Genomic DNA, 23,797 nt, shown 5'->3' with positions numbered 1-23,797 from the left:
AATGAGAAGAAAGCTATATAACTTTTTGTTTGTCTGTTTTCTTTGTGTTCTCTCTGGCTGTGGTGTCGGGAAATCGAAAAAGATTTTGAACAACAAAGTGCGGGAAGATGAACTGTCAATGTACAACAGTGCGGTTCTGTCACTTGAGAAAAAAAACTACAAGGTTGCAAAGGAACTTTTCGAAAAAGTGGCTGATATTGCCCCATTTTCTTCCATAGGGGAAAAAGCAAAGGCTTCCTACACCAAGATACTTTACGATGAGGGAAAGTTCGCTGCGGCAGCAGGTAGCGCCGAAGGATATCTTTTGGACTATCCAGACGGTGAAAAAATGGATCAGGTTCTCAACATAAAGGGCAATGCCTATTTTCAGATGTCAAAGGGTTGTACCAATAGTAGTGAATTCGCAGATAAAGCTAGGGACGCATTTACGGTTTTAATACAGACTTTTCCTGCATCCGAGTATGTGACAGATGCACAGAAGAAATTACTCGAGATAGACGAAATTATGGCAGAAAAAATCTTTTCCATAGGATCCTTTTATTTTAAAGAAATGAGTTACCATGCTGCCATAGCGAGGTTCGATGAGTTGATACGTGATTATTCTAGGACGAAGCTCTACGATGCTGCTGTGTCGAAGAGAGCGGAGGCATACAAAATGCTTGGCATAGACCCGTCCTCGTCGTAGGAGACCTGAGACTGAATAATAATGAATTGTGAGGGTATTATACTTTTTCTTTTCAGGTGTTAGCCTTTCGTTTTTAGGTGATCTTTGAGTCGGTGTGTTTGTACACAATGAAGTAAATCTGCGGCTGGAAAAGAAACAGTTTCTCAGATCTTATGGGAGGCGTCGTGGTCGTAATTTTAGGGAGAATAAGCTTGTCGGTTTAGAAAGGTTTCTTGCGTCTCATGAGAAACTCGAAAATCTCAAGAGTGAGATCGTATTGGAGGTTGGTTTTGGTTTCGGTGAACACATATTAAAGAAGGCTATAGATTATCCGGACAAGGTATTCGTCGGCGCTGAAGTATACGTAAATGGTATAGCCAGGCTCCTAGAGCAAGTGGAGCTTCATGAACTATCAAATGTTCTAATTTGGAATGACGATGTTCGTCTTCTGTTGGAAAAGTTGCTTTGTAAAGTTTTTCATAAAGTATACATACTATTTCCTGATCCCTGGCCCAAGAGGAGGCACCACAAACGTAGGATTGTAGATGTGCCATTTTTTCAGCTCCTGAGTCGTAGCTTGCATCCATTAGCTGAGGTTGTCGTTGCAACTGACGATCACGATTATGCTCAGCAAATATATCAATCTGCCTTGGAAGTCTTTTCTAAAGTTGAGAATACGGAAATACCAAAGAATGCCAGCCGTTTCGCATCAAAAGCAAGTAACAGGATATTCGGTTACAAGATGGTATATGACGCAACTGACGCATGAATTTTTTCGTTTAGTTCTGTTCTCTTATTTGTGAATAGAACGCGTACCAGGTGTGTTTCGGAACTACCAGAGCATTCTCCAAGACTTTTTGCTACATTGTTAACTGGATAAAGTGTTCTTGAGTGCTCAAATGAGTGTTACTGGTGGCTCAAAAGATGAGATATTACACAAGCCAGTTCTTTTGAGCGAAGCTCTGAAATTTCTTGCTCCGAAGAATGGTGGTGTTTATGTAGATGCAACATTTGGTGCAGGCGGTTACACCAGAGCTATTTTGAGCAGTGTCGATTGTTTTGTGTACGCTATTGACCGTGATGAGACAGTAAGACGATTCTTCCAGGTTATAGAGAATGATTTTCCCAAGCGTACAAACTTCATAAATGGTAATTTTGTGGATATCGGATCTTTGCTGGGTGAAGTGAAGGTGGACGGGATTGTGTTTGACTTAGGTGTTTCAACAATGCAATTGAAGGTTGCTGATAGAGGTTTCTCTTTTCTTCACGAGGGTCCTTTAGACATGCGTATGGATAGAAGTACTCTACTAACGGCTGAGACAGTTGTTAATAGTTACACTGAAGTGAAAATTGCCTCCATTATCTACCAGTTTGGTGAAGAGAGAATGTCAAGGAAAATAGCTCATGCAATTGTTAATGCAAGACGCAAAAAAAGAATCACGACAACCAGCAGTCTAGCAGAAATCGTGCGATCTTGTTTTCCGAAAAGATACTATAAGATAGATCCGGCGACAAAGACTTTTCAGGCCCTGAGAATTTTCATAAATGATGAATTGGGTGCCCTTGAATGCGGACTGAGAACAGCGCTGACAATGCTGAAAGTTGGAAGTAGGGCAGTTGTTGTTAGCTTCCATTCTCTTGAAGATAGAATAGTCAAACATTTATTTAGAAGTGTTCATGGAAATGGGTTTAATTTGCTCACGAAGAAGATTGTTGTTCCAAGTAGAGATGAAGTGAGAGAGAATCCAAGCTCCCGTTCCGCAAGAATGAGAGTGATAGAGAAGGTATGAAAAGCTCACGTTGTGCTCATGAAGTACAATTCTTAGAGCTTCGTGCTCATTAAAATTGTTTTTGTACTAATTTTTGGATTAAGTGTTGTAAATCGCGCATAAATTGAACAAAACAGTACTAAGTGTAATACCTTAACACTGACAGCGTAATTCAGCTCATAGGCGAGAATTTGCATAAGGATCTCTTGTTTTATTTGCCAGGTTCCCAGCAGTTCGAGTTATCTTTTTGACTGCGGACGAATGCATAGATCAAGAGAATATGTACCACGACCGGGTAACTATCAATATTTCTATGTCACCAGGAACCCTTGTCAGGAGTTGGTCCTGGATGAATAAGTTTTTCAGGGTTTCGTATTGTTCTGGCTTTCTGTAAAATGGTTAGTACTCCCTCTGCATGTAGAAGAATGGAATCCCAAATAGTTTCTTTAATCCTGGAAAGTTTATCTGTCCATAAGGGGAGAGATATTAAGATTTATGGTGGAAGAGGTATAACAGGTTGCATGGTTGTTGCTTCTTCTGATTCACATAAGCACGTAAAAACTCTGGCTGACTTTGTCGTAAAACTAAGCAAAGAAAAAGGAATATCCGTAAAGACCGAAGGCTACGACTTAGGTAATTGGGTGTTGATCGACATGGGTGAAGTTATAGTGCACATCTTTAAGGATGACGTCAGAAAGTATTATGAAGTAGACGCTCTATGGAACTAGAAGAACTACAATCCTTACTTGGAGTGTATTTTAAAAACAAAGACTTACTTGTCGAAGCTTTAACGCATCCAAGTGTTGAAAAGTGTCCATCTTACGAGAGATTAGAATTTCTTGGGGATGCAGTGTTAAATCTGGTTATTGCTTCGATGCTTTACGATCTTTTTCCGGGTGATCCTGAAGGTAGACTTTCTCATAGGCAAAGTGCACTTATTTGCAAGAACACTCTCGCTATGCTTGCTCGTCAGATGAATTTAGGTGATTATATTCGCCTTTCAAGTTCGGAGGAAGCGGGCGGTGGACGGGACAAAACAAGTAATCTAGAGAATGTTTTAGAAGCCCTCGTAGGAGCTATTTTCCTGGATGCAGGTCTTGAAACAGTTACCTGCTTCATTAAGAAACGTTGGTATGGGTTGGCTGTTCAATCAGATTCTATTGAGCCAAATCCAAAAAGCACACTTCAAGAGCTGCTTCAAGCAAAAGGAATGAAGCCACCGATATATAACGTCATAAATAGATCAGGGCCAGCACACCTACCCATTTTTGAAATAGAAATCCGCGTAGATGGGAAAAAAAGGCGAGCTACTGGCAAAAGCAAAAAGCTAGGTGAGGAAAATGCAGCAAGGATGATGCTTGAAGAATTGAAAGCGGAAACCCGGTAGGAACAAACTGTTCCAAACCCGAGTTTCCATTTTTGCCCTCATGCAAGGAATGCTCCAAAGGTAGTTGAAACACCAATTTTAACCGCGTGGGCAAAAAGAGCCGGAGCATTCGCATCCCCTGTTGCTGATTTTCCTTTGTCACTACTTTCTTCAAACGAAATCTTGCCAAGCGGAGAGTACTGTAATGAGTACCCAACGGTACCAGAAACATATTCAGTAAGCGCGATAGAGAACGATAAATCACCAACAGCAGTCAAACTCAACTTAGAGGAAAGCGTCCTTTTATCAAAAGGTTTTCCATCACTGCTTGTTGGTTTACCAAAGGTGACATACGTAGGGCCTATGCCAATTCCACCAGTCAATCCAAGATCATCCATCAAGGTAATCTTTTTTTGCAATTTCAAAATTCCGGAGTAGAAGACTGCCGAAGCGAGCATATCAGCTGCTGTTTTTTCACGATCCAAGAAAAGAGCTTTCGGATTTAATACATCGACTTCAACACCTATATCTGCGATTCCAGGTACCTGGTAGTAGAATCCCAGGTTTCCGCCATGATTAAAGGTACTGTATTCACTAAGGGATTTCTGATTTCCCGCGAAAGCCGATCTGTAGGACAAAGCTACAGAAGCGTTAGAAAAATCACTAGAGAAGCTGTCCGAATCATCCGCATAAGACGGCTGGACAAACATCTGTAACAGGAGGATCGATGCAGCGAACGATTTCTTCATGAGATTTAAGAGAACAAAAAACAAAACCAAACAGAGAAGTCCTGACAGGCGATACACTCTGAGTTTAGAAGCTCGCATGCCATAACTATGTAAGCAACTATAATGCTTAGTGTGGTAAAATCAATAAGTTGAGTACCTTTTTGTAAAGCGTGTTAAGTCCTAGTGAATATTTTGTGCAATTGGGGTGGAAATAGTGCTACCGTATCGTATACAATTGCCGGCGTGATGTGCCGTAATCAAGGAGAGAGGCTCACAAAATAATGGAAGAGTATGAAAAGTTAGAGAAAATATTCGCAAGAATTGACAGCCTGCAAAAAACTTTATGTTTTCTTGATTTTGATGCAAGGCTCCATAGTGAATTCGCGAATGAAAAATTGCTCCAGGTAATCACCCTGAAAGAAATCATTCACGATGTTGCAACAAGTGACGAGCTGTATTTTCTGATTGAGCAGGCAAAGCTTAAGGTCAAGGACTTGAATGATTGGCAGAGAGTGAATTTTGGGTTTATGCAGGATTTCTGCACCAGGAGAAGGGGATTACCGTTTGATGTTGTGAAAAGCTTCACAGAGGCCTCGTTTACTTGTAGGTCTGCTTATGCAGCAGCAGGAAAGGCAAGGGACTTTTCTCTTGTAAAGGAGGAGTTCAAAAGACTTATTGAAGTGGTTGCACAAATAGCAGCTCTCTATGCAAAGGATTCTGGTCTGGATAAATACTCAGCTTTGTTGAGAGCCTATCAGATCGATCCAGAACACCTTGAACAGCTTTGTATAGGTGTGAGTCCATTGTTGAAAGCAAAAGTCCGAGGTGTAGGAGAGATTGCCTTGAATAAATCTCAGGAAAAAGGAGGCGCTAAGAACAGTCATAAGCGCGTGGTCGAGAAGTTTTTTCCAAAGAATGTGGTTAGGGTTTTTTACTCGGATCATTTTTACCTATCGGGCGGGGAAAATGAGCTCAAGTTGATCATACAAAACGGTGGGAGTGCATTCTTCCCTACATTGTTGTTTCTCTTAGGGCAGGGACTGTATATAAGGAATCTTCCATACGATAAGTGGAGAACACAGCCAATTTGCAATCCGACCAGTATCTCTATGTACGCGGTTCAGGGTTTTCTATTTTCTCATTTTCTTTTTGAAGAGAAGAACTTTGCTCAATTTCTCGGTGTAGAGGAGAAATCTGAGTATTCGAGCTCAATCATGGGTGCAAACAAGTTCGTTGCTCTTACCCACTTGATGATACTGTTCTCAATTGAGAAGTCGCTGATAAACGGTGAAGTGTCTGTTGATGATGTTGAGAAGCTTTTTGTTGAGGATCTCTCGTATTATTTTGGTGCAAACGACCCACAAGTAAGTATTCTTGATAATCATCATTGGTTTTTTGGTGAATTTTGTTATTATCCCTCTTACTTAAAGGGCATGATTGCATCTGGACAGATATTCCACATATTGAAGTCTGAATTTCCTGGGTTAAGAGAAGGAAAATCATTAATAAGAAAACTAGTTGCGTGGTTGGGTGCTAATGTGTATACTAAGGGGGCGCGCTGTTCCATGGACGAGTTAATCACAAGGCTTACTGGTGAGCCGCTCGACTGCAGATTTTTTAAGAAGTTTGACCAGTAATTTGTCCTCGGGTTCTTTGTTTTCAAGGTGCGTTTTACAAAGTGTGGTTTGCGTGTTGCGAAGAAAGTTGTTCGAGGGATCCGTTTTCTTTCGGCGAGTTTTAGTGATTCTAGGTGCGTGTTGCGTGACCTCCTTGGACTTATACACTAAGCGTCTATGTGCTTCAATGTTTGAGAATATCACTGAGGTAAAGCTTTTGCCCATTCTTAATTTCGTCAAGGTGCACAATACTGGCATGAGTTTTGGGCTTTTCGCTGGGTACCAGTTCTCGAACCTTTTTTTTCTTCTTATCAATGTACCCGCAGTACTAGTTGTGCTGTTCCTTTCTTTTCGTGAAAAGAGATTGGTTGCTTGTGTTGCGTGGAGTTTTATTCTTGGAGGGGCTGTTGCTAACGTGACTGACAGAGTGCGTTTTGGTGCTGTGCGCGATTTTATTGACTTTCATTTTTTGGATCTCCATTGGCCGGTTTTTAATGTTGCTGATGCAGCGATTTTTCTTGGTGTTGTGTTTGTACTTTTTCATTCAACCAGTGAGAAAGTCGGTAGCATAAATTAGATAAGAAATATTATGAAGCAGCTTTTATCTTGTTTGCTCTGTGTTTTTTCATTTTTCTTTTTGAGCCTTGGGCATTCGAAAGGGGATGAGCGTATCCATTATACACTGAATAATGGGTTGGATGTTTATTTGATAAGGGACACTTCTCTACCCATTGTGTCACATGTTCTGCTTTATAAGGTTGGAGGTGCGAGCGATCCTAGGGGTAGTTCCGGGCTTGCACATTATCTAGAGCACCTAATGTTCAGAAGTTCAAAGAATATTCCGAGTATTAGTAAGGAGATAAATGGATTGCGTTCTTTGTATAACGCGTTTACCTCTGATTATCATACGGTTTACCATCAACTTTTTCACAGAGACAAGTTAGAGAAAGTCATTCGTCTAGAGGCTGAGAGGATGCGGAATCTCGTGATTAGTGATGAAGCTGCAGGATTGGAACGCAAAATCGTGATAGAAGAGCGTAAAATGAGAGTAGACAACAAACCAGTTGTAAAACTCGAAGAAGAGATGATGGCAGCATTTTATCGCAGTGAGACAAGTTGGAATGTTATAGGTTGGGAGGAGGAGCTTGTGCTCTTCGATGCTGCACTGGCGCAAAGAATGTATAATGCGTGCTATCGGCCGTCGAATGCGGTACTTCTGATTCTTGGCGACATCGATGTCGATGAGGCAAAGAAATATGTAGAGAAGTATTACGGTGTCTTGACAAACTCGTCTTCCCGGTGGCGTTCGTGTTTTGGTAGAGTTGTGGAACCAGCACACCATTCGGACATAGATGTCAGGATGATCAACGATAAGACAGAAGACAGGGCTTTAATATACTTTTTTCCAGCGCCTAATGTTTCGGCTGAAGGGCATGCTGCGATGTTAGTAGCTTCTCAGGTATTAGCGGGTGGTAAGACAAGTGTGCTGGGTATGGAGCTCATTCATAATCTCAGGCTCGCGCTCAATGTTTCGGTAGATTATGATTATCTCACTTTTCGTAAGGGGATTGTTGAAATAATTGTTACTCCACTGAATGCGGACGTGAAACTGGAAATTCTTGAGAAGAGTGTTTCAGGTGTTATGTCGGAGGTTGTAAAAAACGGCATTGGTGCCGACGATATTGAAGCTGCAAAAATGACGCTGAAAGTCTCCTTGATGGAAGCTTTGGATGGTTTCAATGCTAGAAGCATTAGTCACGTTGCTGCCTTGTCCGTAGGTGCTGATTTTGATCACTTTCAGAAATTGGCAGAACGCGTATCAGCTGTAACGCCGGAACAAATTAACAGTGCGATTATGCAATTGATGAATGCAAAGAAAGTAATAGGGTACTTAGATAAATAGATATGCTTAGGGGTATTATCTTCGTTTTATTTTTCTTAGTGTGTGGGTTTTCTCATGCAGTTGATAGTCAGACCTTATTCAAGATTACAGAAGTTGAGAGTAAGTATGGTGTGAGAGCGTGGTTTGTTCCCAAAAATAATGTTCCATTGGTCTTTTATAGTTTTGTGTTCAAAGGGGGAGGTTATGCATATGATCCAAAAGCAAAACTCGGGTTGGCAGCTCTCATCGTGGAAGTTCTTAACGAAGGTATTAGTGGTACAACTAACAGAGATTTTGAAAAAAGTCTCGAAAAAATAGGTGGTAAAATAGTATATGACCTTGGAGCAGATAACCTTGTAGTCACTGTGAGTGCTCCGAAGGAATCTATAAAACAGGCGATTGAGCTTTTTTGTGCGTCAGTAGCAAAACCAAAATTGGATGATGAGACTCTGTCAAAAGTGAAAGGTAGACACATTTCACAACTTAAGAGGGATAAAGGTGATCCAGTGTCTATTGCTAAGACAGAATTTTTCAAGGTTGTGTTTCCAGATTCGGGCTATTCAAACGTGCGTTGGGGACGCGTTGAAACGGTCGATGCAATAAAAGCTGATGATATAAAGGCGAAAATCGTCAATGTTTTTAACAGAATCAACATGAGCATTGCGGTTCTTGGAAACACGCATGCTGATGATATTAAGTCCGTGTTGGACGATTACCTCATAGAGTTCCCTCTAACGATGATGGAGGTCAAAAAGCCTGAACAACCTGTCTTTCGTACCTCAGGTGAATGTATTTCGGTTGAAAAAAACATTCCACAGAATGTTATTTTGTTTGGGCACAGTGGGCTGAGTCCAACAGATGAGGACTTCTACAACCTGGTAGTATTAAACCACATTCTTGGAGGTCCTGGGCTTGAATCGTTGTTGATGCAGGAAATTCGTGAACGCAAGGGTTATACGTATGGTATATATACAAAGCTATGGCACTCGGCGGTTAATTTCTTGTTCGGCTTTGCTACAACAAGCAATGATAATGCTCCGCAAGTAAGGGAGGGCATATTAACCGTATTGAACGAGCTAAAGCGTTCAGGGTTAACTTCTGCGAGGGTTGAGGAAGCTAAAAGCCATTTAGTTAATATGTTTGTCCTGAAAATGGATAAGTCGACTAATATGTTAGGTATGCTCGTGCAGATGCAACAGGAAGGTTTGGGGATCGATTACGTAGAAAAGTATTTAGAAGGAATACGTAGGGTAAAGGTCGAAAATCTAAACTTATTTATAAAGAGCTTTTTGAATCCTCAGTCTGTACTTTTTGTTAATGTTGGCGCAATAGTTTCACCAATTACTGGTGCGAAGGTTTGTCCAAAGTAATAGAAAGTTGAAGGTGTTTGAGACTTTTGTTGTATACGTGGATGAGCGTGGCTCTTATGATACGCAGTGTGTTAATCGCGTTAATTTAACAGGGGTTCTAGCCTTTTTGTGGATTCCGGTGTAGAATCTGGCCATGCGTGCACCCTTAGCTCAGCTGGATAGAGCGTTTGACTACGGATCAGAAGGTCAGGGGTTCGAATCCTCTAGGGTGCTGTTTGTCCTTAGTTTTCGAGTGCTAATCTTTAGTTTCGATCGGCGATGCCGTTCCTTCATGTCCTGAAGCAGTGCTTCTGGGCGGATTTCCTTCCTGTAAACGTGTGGAACAGCTGTCTTTAGATAGTGCACTGTTTTTGCGTTTTTTCCGTCTTTGTATGTTTTCTCTCAGTCTCTTTGCTAGGATGTCCTTGCTGATCTTTGGCATGGTACTACCCGTGTTTAAAAAGGATTATATCTCCATCTTGTACGACGTACTCGCGACCCTCTGAACGAATTTTGCCGAGTGCTTTACATTTTTGCTCACCGCCGAAGGTGATATAGTCTGTGAAGCTTATTGTTTCAGCCTTAATAAACTTTTTTTCGAAGTCTGTATGAATCGTTCCAGCTGCCTGAGGCGCTGTAGAACCTCTTTTTATAGGCCAGGCTCTTGCTTCTTTTTCTCCTGAAGTGAAAAAGACAATGAGGTTGAGGAGCCTTGAACTTGCCCGGATTACCTTATTCAATTGTGATTCTTCTAAGCCAAGTTCATTCAAAAAAAGTTTGCGGTCTTCTGCTGATTCTAACAGTGAGATTTCCGCTTCTATTGCTGCAGAAACTTTAACTGCTTCAGACATGCTGTCCTGTGCGAATTTTTCTGCTTGTTTGCTGAAATTGTTTCCTGAGACGATATCTTCTTGAGGGACATTACACACATATAGAACCGGCTTCGCACTTAATAGATGCAGTTCTTTAAATGCTTGATCCATTAGATCATATGGAAGAGGATTTTTTTTATTTAATATCTCTAGAGCCTGTTCTATTATCTGACTAGAGGCTTTACTTTTTTTGAGACGATTTTCCAGACTCTGAATGTCCGCGAGGAGCAGCTCAGTCTTTATGATTTCTGCATCGTACACAGGGTCTACCTTTCCATGAACGTGTCTTATATTGTTATCTGGAAAACATCTCAGCACGTGTATTATGAGATCTACTTCTCTTATGTGGGAAAGGAATTTATTACCTAATCCCTCACCTTTATTTGCTCCCTTAACTAGCCCTGCGATATCAACGATTTCCAATTGGCTGAATATAATTTTTTGTGCCGATGAAATCTTGGCTATTTGAACAAGACGTTCGTCATATTCTGGTACCTTGGCAATGTTTGGTTCTATTGTGCAAAAAGGATAGTTTGCAGCTTCAGCTGCTTGTGTTTGCGTCATCGCATTAAACAATGTCGACTTTCCAACATTTGGAAGCCCGACGATTCCGCACTTTAAGCCCATATCTAGAATTCACTACCTGGTGGGAGTCTACACTTTTTGTTGTTTTTACGCAACTTTTACAATGGAAAGCGTAGTGAATTGCTTTACCTTGGAAAGACCTTATGAGTTTTTTGTGCGGGTAGCTGCCTTTCTAATGAGACAATTAGTCATGAATAATCAGTAAGATTTTTCTCTACTGGAAACACAGGAATTTAGTATCTTTTAAAGGCCCGAGCTAAATAGTGGTCTTGTTATGGTAACGTGCTCGTACTAAATAACGCTTATGGATATTCAGTCGTGATGATGATTGTCTCATGACATATCCTCACATTTGGAATTTAGCTTTCTATCTTCAGAGCTGTGGCACCAGCTTTGGCTTGAGCGTAGATTAAGCTCTAGTTTCTTGAGTGGCTGGTGCTTTGGTGATGTGTTTGTTAGTTTGTTGATATCATTCCTAGTTCTTTAAGTTTCTTAGCGAAGCTATTTGCGTCTGCCAGACTATTATTGCTAAATAGCTCTTTTAGTGCTGAATTTGTGAGTAATTTTTTCAAATTGGTAGCTACCTCATTATCTTCAAGTGATGTTTTGAAGTGAGGAGAGGTTAAGATGTTGGTTACGTGTCCAGCCGTTGTTTCATTTTTGAACAGATTCGTAAAATGTTGATCGTTTACCAAGTCATTCAACTTGTTGTGTTGAAAAAGTTCTGCAAAGTTATCACCAGCGAACAAATTTTTTACACGTTCAGCTTTTACTGGGTCGCTAAATAGTTTTTTAACAGTTCCGCCGGTAAGAGTCTCTTTTAATTTTTCGGCACTTTCTTTATTCTCAAATGATGCCTCGAAATTTCCGTTAATAAGTATATCTTTTATTTCTTCATTACCTGGACTTTCGAACAGCTTTTTGAAAATCTGATTTGTAAGAACATTTTCCACTTTATCTTTTCCCACACATTCAACGAGTCCTTTGAAAGTGCCAGTGCTATCTGTGAGGATGTTTTTTATTATGTCTTTGCCTGTGCCTTTCAAAGTTTCTTTAAACTTGCTGTTTTTTAATATTTCCTTCGCTGTCTCATCCTTTAGTACTTCAGTCGCATTGCTATCCTTGAGTAACTCAGCTGCATTTGCATTTTTTAGCACTTCTTTGGCGTTATCATTCGTTATAACAGCACTAGCTGTACCATCGGTAAGAACATCTGTTGCATTTTGGTTAGTCAGTATGGTTTTTGCAATGCTAGCTTTAGCTTGATTTTCAAATAATTCCTTAAAGTTTTCACTGGTGAGTACATCTTTCAATTCTGCCTTACTCACGCCTTTTGATGCACTAGTAAAATTCGGATCCTTAACCAAACTAAGGAAGATTCCATCGGTTAAATTTTGAAAATGTGTTTCATCGGAAAGTACGCTCAAAAGTGTATCTTCTACCATAAAAATCATTTATCTTAAGAAATCTACTCAGGGATAGTAGCCCTAACTCGTGAAAAATGTATAAAATTATAATGTATAGAATTACTAAATTTTATATTTCTTTTCTATTATAAAGTGCCATGTAAAACATTAATTCCCTTCTTCATATAAGAGATATGAAGTTCAGCATAAAGTGTTCGCTCTAAAATTAAGATATAAAGATTCGCAGAAGTACCGAAATGGCGATTGTATCCGTTAGTAGGTGTTTTGAGTGCTGGGTATTCCAGAATTATTTTTCGTGTTTTTGCGGCAGAAATGAGTATTTCAGTATGTGATTCTTAGTAATGTAAATTGTTTGTAGATTGTATTCTTGATGTGCAGTAGCAAATTTAAATTGGTGTTAGCGCAAGCTTGGATGGCCCAGATGTATCTTTGAGGTAATGTGGATGTCCGGTTCGATTGTGGTTCCAGTTAGGGAGCTGTATTGAACTTAATAGTAGGGGCAAGATTGATACAGCTCTTTTTGACTTGGACAGTGTAACCAGCTTTGTTCTTTGCTAATTCTTTTTCTTTTCCGAACCTGAATTTTTTGCCTTTTTCAACTTCTCTCCAAAGGCTTTTAGTTTTTCATCGTGCTGACTATCTTCACAGTAGATTAGATCTTTTAGTTCACTTATAGTCTTTACAAACGGTGAGCTACTACTCTATTCTCTTTCACTCTTTACAAATAAATTCCAGAAGTTTGGATCTGTTAGTGCGTTCTTAACGTGCTCAGCTCGTACAATTTGCTTAAATAGTTTTTGAAAATTCTCGTTTGTAAAAGTCTCTTTTAGTGCGCCCTTACCAGCACTTTCTACAAGCCCTTTAAAGTTACCTGAACCGTCCGTAAGTATACTTTTATACATTCTTACCTGTACTTTCTATAAGCTCTTTAAACTTACTAGCACCCATCTCTGTAAGGATGTCTTTTAATTCTGTTTTTCCCCCACCTTTTACTACTTGATTGAACATCGCATCCTTAATTAAGCTGAGAATGAGTTCATCAGTTAAGTTATTAAAATGTGTTTCATCGGAAAGAACACTTAAAATATGTCATCTTGCATAACAATGTGGAGATAAATCCTAAGATCTCAATAATAGAGAGAAAGTTATCTGTGTAGTTCTGGCCAAGTGGTGGAAAACATCTTATTCTACAATTATTTAGTCTCACTCGTGCTATCGGTAACTGTAAAACTGCACTTTAGACTATCATCAGCGCTGCTATTTAATTCCTTTCTTTTATTGCAGAAACTCTCTCCAAAGTCTTGTAATTTTGTTCTATAATCTCCGTTACTAGCTGTAAGTAGATCCTTTAGCTTCTCTAAGTTTTCTTTGAGTGCTTTGGCTTTCTTTGGACACTTCTTGCATTCCTCAAGTAGCCCTTTAAATTTATTATCGGTAAATATTGCTTTAACGGCTTCGGCAGTATCTGCTTCGTCAAATAATGCTTTAAAGGTGTCGTTAGTAAGTATATCTTTTAGCTTGTCCTTAGCCGTACTTTGTATTAGCCCTTTAAATTTATCACTGGTGAGTATCTCCTTAGCTGTATCATTCTTCAGTACCTCCTTTGCCGTTTGATTTGTAAGAATTTCCTTAGCATTGGTGTCTGTAAGTACCTCTTTTACGTGACCGGCTTTCGTATTGTCCTCAAATAATTTTTTAAAATTCTCATCTGTAAGCAATTCTTTTACTTTATCCTTGCCAGCACTTTCTATAAGCTCTTTAAACTTCTCATTAGTGAGTACATCCTTTGCCTGTACTTTACCTTCTCCTTCTATAAGGCCTTTAAAATTGCCGGTATTGTCTGTAAGTATGCCTTTTAATTCTGTTTTTCCCTCACCTTTTACTACTTGATTGAACATCGCATCCTTAATTAAGCTGAGAATGAGTTCATCAGTTAAGTTATTAAAATGCGTTTCATCGGAAAGTACGCTTAAAAGTGTTTCATCTGACATAGGGATTTTTCGTTTTAGAAATTTTATGCAACGAGAATAGTTCCCTGTTATGAAAAATTTATAAAATTACTAAATTTTATATCTATTTTTGTTATGAAAAATCATAAAATTTAACATTCTATTCCTTTCATAATAGAAAATACAAACCCCCAGCGTATATTATCTAAAACCAATTACAATGCGTTGACCTGTTACTTTTCAGTCCTGACTGTATTTTTCAAGTACAGTCAGTGCTATTGAATTATTGTTTTTTCTTTTTTGTTTTTTCAGCCTTTGCATCCGCGTCCAGCTTTTTCAGAACATTCATTATTGCCTCGTTTTCTTTTCTTTCCTTGTCGTCCTCAGGAAGTGAGCCATCTTTCTTGTCATGTTCAAGAACTTTTATTGTTTCTAGTAGAGTTGGATTGTATTTTGGATCATGATCTAAAACATACGAGACCTCATCCTTTATTCGCAGATTTGCAAGTTCGCGTGATAAATCTTTACCGTCACAAATTAGAGTAAAATCTGCTATATTGCCATCAACGGAAACATTTGCATCGTCGTCATGCAAAGGAAATTCTAATACCACCATACTTGTAACCCTTTCCAGTTTATTATTTTTGAAGTTGCTTTTTTGTCTTGAAAGTCTGCTCGACAGTTAAATTTTCCCTGCCACGCAGAATTATCTGGCCAGAGTCTAGCCCGGAAAGCTGAACATTCGGTTAATTATTTCAAAAAGAATATAAAACTTTATCCCTTATAATTGTTTAATTGCAAATTTATTGTGGAGTGATTCCATAAAAGAAGACTGTCCTGAAACTAAGGAACAATCTCACAGAAGTTCCAGGCAAGAGACAAAGTCGTAGAAAACTTATGGAAGAAGGATAAGTGAAAATCCAAACAAAGAACTACAAAACCAAACCGACAAGCGGCTCAGAACTGTTCAAAAAGATGCCAAACGACCAAACTAAAGTAATAAATTGTTACTTATGATACCTTTTCGAGCATCTCGCGAAGTCCAGCCTCATTTACACCCTGCACTATCTTATCACCAACGATAAATACGGGTGTTCCCTCTAGTCGCAATTTTTGTGCAAGTTGTACGGTTGCCTCGACCATACCGGAGATTTCACCCTCATTTTCCTCGATGAATTTCAATACTTCTTGTGGATCAAGGCTGATTCCAGACAGTATTTCTTTGACGACCTCTGGTGTGTAAACACCCTCATGAGCCATTAGCTTGGAATGAAAATCAGAGTACTTCGAATCTTGAATGCCTTTCTCCTTCATAAAAAGAAAAACCCCGGTATCATATTTTGCAGCAACCAACGAGCTCTGTCCAAGAATAGGCAAACTCCTCAGAGTGTACGTGACGTTCGGGTAATCACGTTTTAACTTCAGCAAAATTTGTGAGGCGAGCTTACAATAACCACACGAAGCATCGAAGAATTCAACCAAGGCAGCCTTTCCATTTTTTGCAACAAAGGATGGATAACGAGTGTCAAAAACCTCGTTTTTGTGCTGAACCACCAACTCGCTCATTTCCCGCTCTTTCTGTTTTTGTTGTTCCTCAAACTGTGCAAGACGATACTGATTTACGGACTCTAGTATCTTTTCTGGATTCTTCTTTATGTACTCTTCCACGACCTTCTCTGTTTGTGAGATCGCATAAGAGTCCTTGACGTGCCCGTAATACCAATTCGACACAAAAGGAAGACCCGCTATAGCAACAAGTGCAAGTACCAACAAAAAGGTTCTCATATTTCAGGACAGTAGAACAGGAATAAAAGCAACAACGCAGTATTGTCTTAATTAACTTGCGTCATGTCAACATTGGCCAACCATACGCATAGTTTGTAACCGCACGATTTGTAATACTGGTGAATCTACACTTTTTAAAGCTTTGTGTAAACTAGCACATACTGCTCCTCATAAGCTGAGTATTACACACATAGGCAGTCAAGTTCCAACTAATTGAGCCAGAGAGATTATCAGGAGATAAGTGAACCCCAACTGGATGAATAGCCCGATTTTACCTGCTATTGTTCAGGATCTTTTCTATCTTCTTCTCAAAAGAAGAAAACTTAAAAGGTCCCGTGTACCTCTCACCATTGATGAAAATCATCGGGGTACCGTCAATACCTATCTTCTTGATTCCGAACAGCTTTGAATATAAAACATCATCCTTGACACCAAGGTCCTCCACGCAGGAGAGAAACTTCTCTTTTGTGTTCCCCTGAAGATTCGAATCCGAAACAATACCGTCAAACGCTTTTCCGGCATCTTCCTTGTTTTTTGAGCCATTTCCGATATCAAAGAGTTTTGTTATTAGTTTGATCACGCGTTCGTCATCAGGCATTATGGTTTTACGATAGCACCCAAGGAAAACAGATGCATCGAACGACAACTTATCAAGCGGAAAGTCCCTCATGATTAGCATGACTTTGCCCGTCCTAACGTATTTTTCATACGTAGGCAGGATAAGCCTTTCAAAGGCAGCCTTGCAGTGTGTACACGAGAAGGACGAGTAATCAACTATAGTAATGGGCGCATCTATACCACCTATAGGTAGATCAGCGGGAAAAAGAAGGTTTTCACTTAGCTTAACTGTTCTAGGATTGAATTTTAATGCATCGGAGTGTAAGGACGATGGTGCAGAAAAAGCAAGCGAAAAAGAAATCAGAGCAACTAAGCCGCACAGAAACAACTTATAAGACATACACAAACACAGAATGTGCGCAGACGCAAAACCCGGATATCATTATACACGCGATTGAACGATAAAGTTAATGGACAAGAAGATAAAAGCTCTAATAAAACTCGCTGAAAATTTACCAGGATTGGGACCCAAGTCAGCTAGGAGAATAGTCTTGCATTTATTGAAATCGAGGGAGACAACTTTAATTCGGTTTATCGATACGATGCAGCTTCTTTATGAGACTATCAAGCACTGTGAGCTGTGCGGAAATCTTGAAAGTGAATCACCGTGTTCAATTTGTAGAAGCACTAAAAGAAGCTCAGATATTGTATGCGTAGTCGAAGAGATTACTGATCTCTGGGCAATAGAAAAGGCCGGGGTACATAATGGAAGATATCATGTGCTAAATGGTGCATTATCCATTGTGGATGGTATTACTCCAGAAACGTTACAGATAGAAAAGTTAAAACGGAGAGTTTCTTCCGGAGCTGTAAAAGAGCTGATCATTGCTACCAACGCGACTGTAGAGGGTCAGACGACAGCACAATACATAGTCGAGGTTTTAAAAGGTACACAGGTAAAATTGTCGTTTTTAGCGCATGGCATACCTGTGGGCAGTGAGATGGATTATCTAGATGAGGGAACGCTAGGAATAGCATTCGCGAATCGGAGAGCTGTATAAGTTGTGTTGATATATAGATGCGCAATATCTAGGCCTTGGCCTGTGAGGCTGTACTTTACTTTTTTTGAGTCAGGATTTACAATCTTGTCCAGTGGTGTCGAGGATGCCTTTATGCTTGCAGTAGTTGAACAAGGGAGTAAACAGTACCTTGTCAGGAAAGGACAGGTTATCAGTGTGGAGAAGATCTCTGCTGAGCCAGGGAAAGAAGTTGAGATTTCTTGTGTGAAGTGCGTTCTTGACGAGGAGGCCAGGCCTCATTTTGGTGTTGGTACCGTTAAAGCCAAGGTTTTGGCACAAGAAAGGGGTGAGAAGCTTGTTATTTTCAAGAAGAGGCGCAGAAAAAATTCACGTAGGCGGAATGGGCATAGACAATATGTGACGATCCTCAGAGTCACGGATGTTACTTTGTAGTTGGTTTTCCAGCTCAAGGTCTGTTTTTATTGTTTTTCGTAAAATCTTATGGCAACGAAGAAAGCCGGTGGTAGTAGTAGCAACGGTAGAGACTCGATAGGTAAAAGGTTAGGTGTGAAGAAATTTGGCAGTGAGAGAGTAATTCCGGGTGACATAATAGTCAGGCAGCGCGGAACGAAGTTTCATCCTGGCAGAAATGTCGGAATGGGTAGCGATCATACCATTTTCGCTATGAAGTCTGGCTCTGTATCGTTTTCTGTCGGTCTCAGGGGTCGGCGTTTTGTTCACGTGGTATAGTAGACCGTTTCTGTTGTGCGCTTTGTCGTCCTGACAATGTTTCCAGAGGTTTTTCCTGGGCCTTTGGGCGTGTCTGTAATCGGTAGAGGGTTGGCCAATGGGTATTGGTCCCTTGAAGTGATTCCGATAAGGCGTTTTGCTGTGAATAGTCGCGTTGATGATGCTCCTTACGGTGGGGGACCTGGTATGGTGATGCGTGCCGATGTACTGGGAGAGGCGTTTGAGTATGCGAACTCCACCTATCAAATAAAGAGACGTATATTTCTCAGTCCTAGGGGTACGAAATTCGTACAGAACTCTACCGCTAATTTAGTGGAAGCTGATAATGTCCTGTTAATTTGTGGGCGCTTCGAAGGAGTTGACCAAAGATTCTTGAATTACTACAATGTTGAAGAGCTCAGTGTCGGTGATTACGTACTTTCTGGTGGTGAGATTGCTGCCATGGCGGTGATAGACAGTTGTGTCAGGTGTATTCCCGGGGTTTTGGGCAATCTGCAGAGTCTCGAGTGTGAGAGCTTTGTTGGTTCCTCGTTGGAGTACGACCATTATACGCGGCCGAACTCTTGGAAAGGATTGAGTGTCCCTGAGGTTCTTATGAGTGGGAACCACAGGAAGATAAGTGAGTGGAGGGTTAACTCCGCTGCAACCGCAACGGGTAGAAATAGGCCGGATTTGGTTGAAGAAGAAAGTTAGGTTTGATTTTATAACAAGTCGATATGGGTATCTTAGCTAAATTTAATGAGGCTCAGAGGAAAGCTCTTTCTGAAGGTAGGAACTATCCCGAATTCAGAGCTGGTTACACTATGAGTGTAGAGTTTTATGTCCAAGGTACCTCTGGACGTACTCAAGTTTTTAAGGGTCTTTGTATTGGAAAGAGTAACAAGGGTGTGCATTCTTCTTTCACTTTGCGTAAGCTCTCTGTGCACGATGTTTATGTCGAGCGTACCTTTCGTTTGTACTGGCCTTCAATCAAGTCCATTTCGGTTGAGAGAGAGGGTAAAGTGAGAAGGGCTAAGCTTTACTATATTAGGGCTCTAACTGGAAAGGCAACGAGAATAAGGAAAGAATATCGTAGTTAAGAGTCTCTTATGGATGAACTGAAAGATTTTTCAACACAGGTTTCTGGGGTTTCAGGGCTTGTTCTTTTGGATTTTTGGGCGGATTGGTGTGCGCCATGTAAGCAGTTAATTCCTATACTTGAGGCTTTTGCGGAATCCGCTGAAAATGTGAAGGTATATAAAGTCAATATAGATGGTCCTGGTCAGGATTTGGCTGTCTCTAATGGTGTAAGGGCTGTTCCAACGTTGATCCTGTTTAAAGATGGGAAAATCGTGGATCGTAAAGTTGGGTCTCTTTCGTTGTCGCAACTCAAAGAATGGGTTGCCACGTTCTCTTAGTCTTGTTTCCCTCTGTATTTGTGGAGTTACAACAACTATTGGTGTTTTCTGAACAGTGGTGAGGCCGGCAGCTTGATCTGTGTGCCGGGTCTTATACGTGATTCCTTGTTCATGTTTGCTAGTTTTCGTTCTTCTGGTGGAACTGCAAGCAGATCGAGCATAGTACTTGCAGATTGTGGAACAAATGGCTGAAGTCCTATAGCAATTATTCTGAGTGCTTCCAGTACTGAATGTAAGATTCTACCTGCTGTTTCAGGTTTTTCCTTTAGTTTCCAGGGCTCTTCCATGGATATATATTCGTTTGCCTTATTGGAAAGTTGTATTATCCTGTCCAAACTGCTATTAAGGTCGAGTAGTTCGATGTCATTTTTGTACTCTGTAGCTAGCGAGTACGCAAATTCTAGGAGCTCATTTTCTGATTCGTAGATCTCACTCACTTTTGGGCCGAGTAACTTAGCTGTTAAAGTGAGTGTCCTATGTAAAAGGTTTCCTATATTGTCAGCTAGTTCACTATTGATTCGTTCTTTTAAATTTACCTTGCTGAAGTTACCATCTTTCCCAACTGTTATTTCTCTTATAAAGAAATATCGTACTGGATCTACACCAAATTCAGAAATTAATTCGAATGGGTCTATTATGTTTCCAAGTGATTTCGAAATTTTTTCGCCATCATTAAGCCACCAGCCGTGTGCAAGTATCACATCGGGCGTTTTCAAATTTGCTGCCGTAAGGAAGGCTGGCCAGTATATTGAGTGGAAGCGTAATATGTCCTTTCCTATTATGTGTATTATGCGTGCATTGTCCCAAAAAGCGGAAAATAAAGAGTCAGCACTTGTATTAGGGTAGCCAACGGAAGATATATAATTCGTTAGTGCATCAAGCCAGACATACACTGTGTGTGTTGGGTTATCTGGAACATTTATTCCCCACTGGACTCGAGTTCTAGAAATGGATAGGTCGTGCATACCAGTATTAAGGAAGGCCAGCATCTCATTGAATCTACTTTTTGGTTGTATAAATGTTGGATTCTCAGCATAAAGCTTCTTTAGCGGTTCAGAGAATTGAGAGAGTTTAAAAAAGTAACATGCTTCTTTTGTCCACGACACGGGTGACCCTGTTGGAGCAAGGCTGTTCTGCAGTTCGGCTTCTGTATAAAAGGCTTCGTCTCTCTCGGAGTACCATCCTGAGTACTCACCCAGGGAAATAGAGTTATTCTTACTTAGGGTGCTCCACAATGTTTGAACAGCTTCTTTATGTCTAGTTTCGGTTGTGCGTATGAAGTCAGAGAAATCGTAATGCATTGCCACGCATAAATCACGAAAGCGTCTACTTACATGGTTTACAAAGTCTATTTCACATTTTCCATGTTTTTTGGCTGTATTTTGCACTTTTTGTCCGTGCTCATCGGTTCCTGTTGTGAAACGTACTTCATGACCGGCTAATCTAAGTGCTCTTGTCAGTACATCAGCTATCAAGCTGCTGTATGCGTGACCTATATGTGGATTATCATTTACATAATACACTGGAGTGGTAACGTAATAGCGCATGGGATGAGCGAAAAGAATTGAGGCCACTCTAACATATTTGTTGCCTCCTTTCATAGGTTGCGTATTAGAGACTTAGTAAGGCGCAAGGGTTATGTGAAAAAGTTTAGCATATTGCTTTTTTACTCAGTTAGTTAGAAAATGTATGTTTGTTTGTGCTCTTTTGAGCTAGCAAACAAGTGGTGGCGGTTCTGCACTGTGTGTCGCCTGATTTCCAGATGTGCAGGTTCGCTGGGGTGTTTTTGTTCATATTATGAAAGGGGAAGGTTCTGAAATACTTTTTGCCAGCTCTTTAGGCAAGCTCCATGGGTATTATCATGATGTCCCCGGTGCTCAGTCTGTGGCGCTTGTTCTGCCGCCTAATCCGAGGTATGGCGCTACGATGAAAAACAAAGTCGTGAAGTGTATTTACTCTTGTTTTGCTAACAGGGGGTTTTCGGTTCTCAGAATGAATTATAGGGGGGTCGGATATTCTTCCGGTCAGGTTAGCGTGCGGGATGAGGATTTGATTAGGGATGCTAATGCCGCTATAGAGTGGCTGCAGTCGTGTTATCCGTTGGTAAGTTCGTTTTGGGTCTCTGGCTTTTCCTTTGGAGCCTGGCTTGCATTGAATCTGGTTATGCGAAGACCTGAGATTTCAGGCTTTGTGGCAGCAGCCCTTCCGTTGAAAGTATGCGACTTTTCTTTTTTGTCTCCGTGTGTTGTGCCTGGCCTGATTGTTCAGGGGGACCAAGACCAATTTTGTGATGTTGCCGATTTAGTTAAGCTCACCTCTCCCGTTTCAGAGAGGTTGAGCAAGTTTAAAGTTGAGATTCTTGAAGGTGCTGACTGCCGCATGAGCGATAGCGTCCACTTTGGGCTTTTGCAGCAGAAGATTGACGATTACTTGTCATTTGCTCTCTCCCCGTCTTCAGTACGTGTACCGTACGAAGAGGAAGAGATCTATCATGACACTGATATTGAGGAGCGGATCCTAGTTGAAGAACAGGTTTAGGGGTTCCGTGTCGATTACTCGAAGCAAATAAGGTCATTAGCTAGTTCTGTTGGCTTCTCTATACCGAGAAGCTTGAGGACAGTCCCAGCGATATTATATAGGCCTCCGTTGTTTACATGCTTCACCCTCTGTGACGCTACGATGAATGGTACTGGGTTCGTTGTGTGAGCTGTGTTTGAAAGCTTTGTAGAATGGTCGTACATACATTCTGCGTTACCATGATCTGAGGTAACTATCATTTCGTACCCATTAAGTTCACAGGCCTCTTTGTATAGTTTGCCAAGGCAATTATCTAGTGTCTCTATTGCCTCGATAGTTGCTGACAAGTTTCCGGTGTGGCCTACCATATCGGCGTTTGCGTAGTTGACCACAATGAAATCAAATCTTTTTGACTTTATTGCCTTGATAAGGGCATCAGTTACTTCTAAGGCTGCCATTTTTGGTTCCAAATCATACGTCTTTACGCGTGGCGAGTTTATCAGAATACGCTCTTCTCTTGCAAAAGCTGCTTCTTTTCCTCCATTGAAGAAGTAACTCACATGAGCATATTTTTCGGTCTCCGCTATTTTGAGCTGGTGCATTCCGGCACCTGAGATGATCTCCGATAGAGTATTCTTAATCTGCTGTCGTAGGATTAATGATGGTAAGGATTCTTCAAAGTACTGGCTCATTGTCATCATTTCTGAGAATTTTATCTTGTCTTTGCAGAAGCTTGTTTTACCAATAAGCTCAGAGGTGATTTGTCTTGCTCTATCCGGACGGAAATTTGCTATAAAAAGTCCGTCCCCATCTTGTGCACCTTCATAGTCACCAATCACTGATGGTGGAATGAACTCGTCGCTTATGCCCTGAGAATAGTAATATTCTATGGCCTCATCTGCTTTTTCGAAGATTCTTTGCTGCTTTGATGGTTTCACAATAACACGATACGCTTCGACTGTTCGGTCCCAATTTTTATCTCTGTCCATACCATAGTAGCGCCCAGCCAGAGTCGCAATTCTTCTTGTGTTCTCTTCTGTGATATATCGCTTCGCTGCTTTTGGTGCTGTGTCACGACCATCTAGGAATGCGTGTATGCATACAGCTACTCCACGCGATGTGAGGTAGTTCGAGATTTTGTTTATATGTGCGACGTGAGAGTGTACTCCTCCATCAGATAAGAGTCCAACAAGATGACACCTCTTTCCTTTGAGTTTATTTGCAAAGACATTTAGCTGAGGGTTTTTGTCAATTTTTTCGAGCTCGCGGTTAATTCGAACAAGATCATGATATATAATTCTGCCACTACCTATCGTCATGTGACCAACTTCTGAATTACCCATTTGCCCCTCTGGCAAACCTACTTCTAGGCTACTTGCAGAGAGAAGTGAATGTGGAAACTTTTCTAACAGTGTGCAATAGTGCGGAGTTCTAGCTTGGTAGATAGCATTATATTCATCTTGGGGTAAGACACCCCAGCCGTCTAGTATACACAAAATTAAAGGCATTTACTGGGATCAAGCGAACAAAAGGTCCAACCCGGTGCAGTTGAAACACCCGGGCG

26 protein-coding genes and 1 tRNA gene are annotated in these 23,797 nt (G+C 40.7%); 17 read left to right on the top strand and 10 right to left on the bottom strand.

The window, feature by feature from the left end; all coding sequences use genetic code 11:
* Position 1 precedes the first annotated feature (1 nt).
* The 5 genes from NSE_RS03765 (at position 2) to rnc (ending at position 3,820) form a co-directional block, all read left to right on the top strand.
* The gene (locus NSE_RS03765) at positions 2-685 is read left to right on the top strand and encodes an outer membrane protein assembly factor BamD (protein ID WP_041917535.1); all 684 of its coding nucleotides are present in this window, start codon (positions 2-4) and stop codon (positions 683-685) included.
* A 94-nt stretch (positions 686-779) separates the two neighbouring features.
* Positions 780-1,433, top strand: a complete 654-nt coding sequence (gene trmB, locus NSE_RS03760) for a tRNA (guanosine(46)-N7)-methyltransferase TrmB (RefSeq protein ID WP_011452292.1) — start codon at positions 780-782, stop codon at positions 1,431-1,433.
* Positions 1,434-1,563: 130 nt separating this feature from the next.
* Positions 1,564-2,454 (top strand): 16S rRNA (cytosine(1402)-N(4))-methyltransferase RsmH, encoded by an 891-nt coding sequence (gene rsmH / locus NSE_RS03755; RefSeq protein ID WP_011452291.1) that lies wholly within the window; start codon positions 1,564-1,566, stop codon positions 2,452-2,454.
* Between the two features lie 404 nt (positions 2,455-2,858).
* The gene (rsfS, locus tag NSE_RS03750; RefSeq protein ID WP_041917589.1) at positions 2,859-3,161 is read left to right on the top strand and encodes a ribosome silencing factor; all 303 of its coding nucleotides are present in this window, start codon (positions 2,859-2,861) and stop codon (positions 3,159-3,161) included.
* Positions 3,152-3,820 carry a ribonuclease III gene (gene rnc, locus NSE_RS03745; protein ID WP_011452288.1) on the top strand — a complete coding sequence of 223 codons (669 nt, stop codon included), beginning with the start codon at positions 3,152-3,154 and terminating at the stop codon, positions 3,818-3,820. Before rsfS ends, rnc begins: the two co-directional genes overlap by 10 nt.
* Before the next feature lie 38 nt (positions 3,821-3,858).
* On the opposite strand, the gene NSE_RS03740 is transcribed toward rnc, so the two are convergent.
* Positions 3,859-4,548 (bottom strand): hypothetical protein, encoded by a 690-nt coding sequence (locus tag NSE_RS03740; RefSeq protein WP_041917534.1) that lies wholly within the window; start codon positions 4,546-4,548, stop codon positions 3,859-3,861.
* Positions 4,549-4,808: 260 nt separating this feature from the next.
* On the opposite strand from NSE_RS03740, the gene NSE_RS03735 reads away from it, so the two are divergent.
* The 5 genes from NSE_RS03735 to NSE_RS03715 all read left to right on the top strand — a co-directional run bounded on the left by NSE_RS03735 (position 4,809) and on the right by NSE_RS03715 (position 9,608).
* Positions 4,809-6,164 carry a carboxypeptidase gene (locus NSE_RS03735; protein WP_011452286.1) on the top strand — a complete coding sequence of 452 codons (1,356 nt, stop codon included), beginning with the start codon at positions 4,809-4,811 and terminating at the stop codon, positions 6,162-6,164.
* The gene (lspA, locus tag NSE_RS03730; protein WP_338037078.1) at positions 6,121-6,720 is read left to right on the top strand and encodes a signal peptidase II; all 600 of its coding nucleotides are present in this window, start codon (positions 6,121-6,123) and stop codon (positions 6,718-6,720) included. Before NSE_RS03735 ends, lspA begins: the two co-directional genes overlap by 44 nt.
* 12 nt (positions 6,721-6,732) lie before the next feature.
* A complete protein-coding gene (locus tag NSE_RS03725) occupies positions 6,733-8,046 on the top strand; it encodes a M16 family metallopeptidase (protein ID WP_011452284.1) in 1,314 nt (437 codons plus the stop codon).
* Positions 8,047-8,048: 2 nt separating this feature from the next.
* Positions 8,049-9,395, top strand: coding sequence for a M16 family metallopeptidase (locus NSE_RS03720; RefSeq protein WP_011452283.1), 1,347 nt, complete (start codon positions 8,049-8,051; stop codon positions 9,393-9,395).
* A 139-nt stretch (positions 9,396-9,534) separates the two neighbouring features.
* A tRNA-Arg gene (locus NSE_RS03715) sits at positions 9,535-9,608 on the top strand.
* 212 nt (positions 9,609-9,820) lie between these two features.
* Here NSE_RS03715 and ychF read toward each other — a convergent pair.
* From ychF to NSE_RS03675, 7 genes are all read right to left on the bottom strand, one after another.
* Entirely contained in the window at positions 9,821-10,873 is a 1,053-nt protein-coding gene (ychF, locus tag NSE_RS03705) for a redox-regulated ATPase YchF (protein WP_011452281.1), read from the bottom strand.
* A 413-nt stretch (positions 10,874-11,286) separates the two neighbouring features.
* Positions 11,287-12,285 (bottom strand): hypothetical protein, encoded by a 999-nt coding sequence (locus NSE_RS03700; RefSeq protein ID WP_011452279.1) that lies wholly within the window; start codon positions 12,283-12,285, stop codon positions 11,287-11,289.
* Between the two features lie 674 nt (positions 12,286-12,959).
* Entirely contained in the window at positions 12,960-13,160 is a 201-nt protein-coding gene (locus NSE_RS03695) for a hypothetical protein (RefSeq protein WP_041917532.1), read from the bottom strand.
* A gap of 291 nt (positions 13,161-13,451) precedes the next feature.
* Positions 13,452-14,249 carry a hypothetical protein gene (locus NSE_RS03690; RefSeq protein ID WP_011452276.1) on the bottom strand — a complete coding sequence of 266 codons (798 nt, stop codon included), beginning with the start codon at positions 14,247-14,249 and terminating at the stop codon, positions 13,452-13,454.
* Positions 14,250-14,490: 241 nt separating this feature from the next.
* Complete coding sequence (locus NSE_RS03685; protein WP_227028953.1) at positions 14,491-14,802, bottom strand: hypothetical protein; 312 nt, start codon at positions 14,800-14,802, stop codon at positions 14,491-14,493.
* Positions 14,803-15,218: 416 nt separating this feature from the next.
* On the bottom strand, positions 15,219-15,992 hold the full coding sequence (locus NSE_RS03680) for a DsbA family protein (RefSeq protein ID WP_011452273.1): 774 nt from the start codon (positions 15,990-15,992) through the stop codon (positions 15,219-15,221).
* A 271-nt stretch (positions 15,993-16,263) separates the two neighbouring features.
* On the bottom strand, positions 16,264-16,950 hold the full coding sequence (locus tag NSE_RS03675) for a thioredoxin domain-containing protein (RefSeq protein ID WP_041917531.1): 687 nt from the start codon (positions 16,948-16,950) through the stop codon (positions 16,264-16,266).
* A gap of 70 nt (positions 16,951-17,020) precedes the next feature.
* Between NSE_RS03675 and recR the strand changes: the two genes are divergently transcribed.
* The 6 genes from recR (at position 17,021) to trxA (ending at position 19,716) form a co-directional block, all read left to right on the top strand.
* The gene (recR, locus tag NSE_RS03670; protein WP_011452271.1) at positions 17,021-17,611 is read left to right on the top strand and encodes a recombination mediator RecR; all 591 of its coding nucleotides are present in this window, start codon (positions 17,021-17,023) and stop codon (positions 17,609-17,611) included.
* Positions 17,612-17,722: 111 nt separating this feature from the next.
* Entirely contained in the window at positions 17,723-18,022 is a 300-nt protein-coding gene (rplU, locus tag NSE_RS03665) for a 50S ribosomal protein L21 (protein ID WP_011452270.1), read from the top strand.
* Positions 18,023-18,070: 48 nt separating this feature from the next.
* Positions 18,071-18,319, top strand: a complete 249-nt coding sequence (rpmA, locus tag NSE_RS03660) for a 50S ribosomal protein L27 (protein WP_011452269.1) — start codon at positions 18,071-18,073, stop codon at positions 18,317-18,319.
* Between the two features lie 15 nt (positions 18,320-18,334).
* Positions 18,335-19,012, top strand: a complete 678-nt coding sequence (gene trmD, locus NSE_RS03655) for a tRNA (guanosine(37)-N1)-methyltransferase TrmD (protein WP_011452268.1) — start codon at positions 18,335-18,337, stop codon at positions 19,010-19,012.
* Between the two features lie 23 nt (positions 19,013-19,035).
* Positions 19,036-19,398, top strand: a complete 363-nt coding sequence (rplS, locus tag NSE_RS03650; RefSeq protein ID WP_011452267.1) for a 50S ribosomal protein L19 — start codon at positions 19,036-19,038, stop codon at positions 19,396-19,398.
* A 9-nt stretch (positions 19,399-19,407) separates the two neighbouring features.
* A complete protein-coding gene (trxA, locus tag NSE_RS03645) occupies positions 19,408-19,716 on the top strand; it encodes a thioredoxin (protein WP_011452266.1) in 309 nt (102 codons plus the stop codon).
* Positions 19,717-19,751: 35 nt separating this feature from the next.
* Here the strand turns inward: trxA and metG are convergent, their stop codons facing one another.
* Positions 19,752-21,263, bottom strand: coding sequence for a methionine--tRNA ligase (metG, locus tag NSE_RS03640; RefSeq protein ID WP_011452265.1), 1,512 nt, complete (start codon positions 21,261-21,263; stop codon positions 19,752-19,754).
* A 250-nt stretch (positions 21,264-21,513) separates the two neighbouring features.
* Here metG and NSE_RS03635 point away from each other — a divergent pair, with 250 nt between their 5' ends.
* Complete coding sequence (locus tag NSE_RS03635; RefSeq protein WP_011452264.1) at positions 21,514-22,254, top strand: alpha/beta hydrolase; 741 nt, start codon at positions 21,514-21,516, stop codon at positions 22,252-22,254.
* Positions 22,255-22,268: 14 nt separating this feature from the next.
* On the opposite strand, the gene gpmI is transcribed toward NSE_RS03635, so the two are convergent.
* Positions 22,269-23,741, bottom strand: a complete 1,473-nt coding sequence (gpmI, locus tag NSE_RS03630) for a 2,3-bisphosphoglycerate-independent phosphoglycerate mutase (protein ID WP_011452263.1) — start codon at positions 23,739-23,741, stop codon at positions 22,269-22,271.
* Between the last annotated feature and the right edge of the window lie 56 nt (positions 23,742-23,797).

It is taken from the genome of Neorickettsia sennetsu str. Miyayama (genome assembly GCF_000013165.1).
Lineage (GTDB): Bacteria > Pseudomonadota > Alphaproteobacteria > Rickettsiales > Anaplasmataceae > Neorickettsia > Neorickettsia sennetsu.
The sequence above is the reverse complement of the archived record's forward strand: the minus strand, read 5'-3'. Positions and strand labels throughout refer to the sequence as shown.

Coding starts and splice junctions, on each gene's coding strand:
- rpmA (WP_011452269.1), top strand. CDS start 18,071: ATGGCAACGAAGAAAGCCGGTGGTAGTAGTAGCAACGGTAGAGACTCG.
- NSE_RS03765 (WP_041917535.1), top strand. CDS start 2: ATGAGAAGAAAGCTATATAACTTTTTGTTTGTCTGTTTTCTTTGTGTT.
- rsfS (WP_041917589.1), top strand. CDS start 2,859: ATGGAATCCCAAATAGTTTCTTTAATCCTGGAAAGTTTATCTGTCCAT.
- NSE_RS03675 (WP_041917531.1), bottom strand. CDS start 16,950: ATGTCTTATAAGTTGTTTCTGTGCGGCTTAGTTGCTCTGATTTCTTTT.
- recR (WP_011452271.1), top strand. CDS start 17,021: ATGGACAAGAAGATAAAAGCTCTAATAAAACTCGCTGAAAATTTACCA.
- rsmH (WP_011452291.1), top strand. CDS start 1,564: ATGAGTGTTACTGGTGGCTCAAAAGATGAGATATTACACAAGCCAGTT.
- NSE_RS03690 (WP_011452276.1), bottom strand. CDS start 14,249: ATGTCAGATGAAACACTTTTAAGCGTACTTTCCGATGAAACGCATTTT.
- trxA (WP_011452266.1), top strand. CDS start 19,408: ATGGATGAACTGAAAGATTTTTCAACACAGGTTTCTGGGGTTTCAGGG.
- gpmI (WP_011452263.1), bottom strand. CDS start 23,741: ATGCCTTTAATTTTGTGTATACTAGACGGCTGGGGTGTCTTACCCCAA.
- rplS (WP_011452267.1), top strand. CDS start 19,036: ATGGGTATCTTAGCTAAATTTAATGAGGCTCAGAGGAAAGCTCTTTCT.
- rnc (WP_011452288.1), top strand. CDS start 3,152: ATGGAACTAGAAGAACTACAATCCTTACTTGGAGTGTATTTTAAAAAC.
- NSE_RS03720 (WP_011452283.1), top strand. CDS start 8,049: ATGCTTAGGGGTATTATCTTCGTTTTATTTTTCTTAGTGTGTGGGTTT.
- NSE_RS03695 (WP_041917532.1), bottom strand. CDS start 13,160: ATGTATAAAAGTATACTTACGGACGGTTCAGGTAACTTTAAAGGGCTT.
- NSE_RS03680 (WP_011452273.1), bottom strand. CDS start 15,992: ATGAGAACCTTTTTGTTGGTACTTGCACTTGTTGCTATAGCGGGTCTT.
- metG (WP_011452265.1), bottom strand. CDS start 21,263: ATGCGCTATTACGTTACCACTCCAGTGTATTATGTAAATGATAATCCA.
- NSE_RS03740 (WP_041917534.1), bottom strand. CDS start 4,548: ATGAAGAAATCGTTCGCTGCATCGATCCTCCTGTTACAGATGTTTGTC.
- rplU (WP_011452270.1), top strand. CDS start 17,723: ATGCTTGCAGTAGTTGAACAAGGGAGTAAACAGTACCTTGTCAGGAAA.
- NSE_RS03725 (WP_011452284.1), top strand. CDS start 6,733: ATGAAGCAGCTTTTATCTTGTTTGCTCTGTGTTTTTTCATTTTTCTTT.
- ychF (WP_011452281.1), bottom strand. CDS start 10,873: ATGGGCTTAAAGTGCGGAATCGTCGGGCTTCCAAATGTTGGAAAGTCG.
- NSE_RS03735 (WP_011452286.1), top strand. CDS start 4,809: ATGGAAGAGTATGAAAAGTTAGAGAAAATATTCGCAAGAATTGACAGC.
- NSE_RS03700 (WP_011452279.1), bottom strand. CDS start 12,285: ATGATTTTTATGGTAGAAGATACACTTTTGAGCGTACTTTCCGATGAA.
- NSE_RS03635 (WP_011452264.1), top strand. CDS start 21,514: ATGAAAGGGGAAGGTTCTGAAATACTTTTTGCCAGCTCTTTAGGCAAG.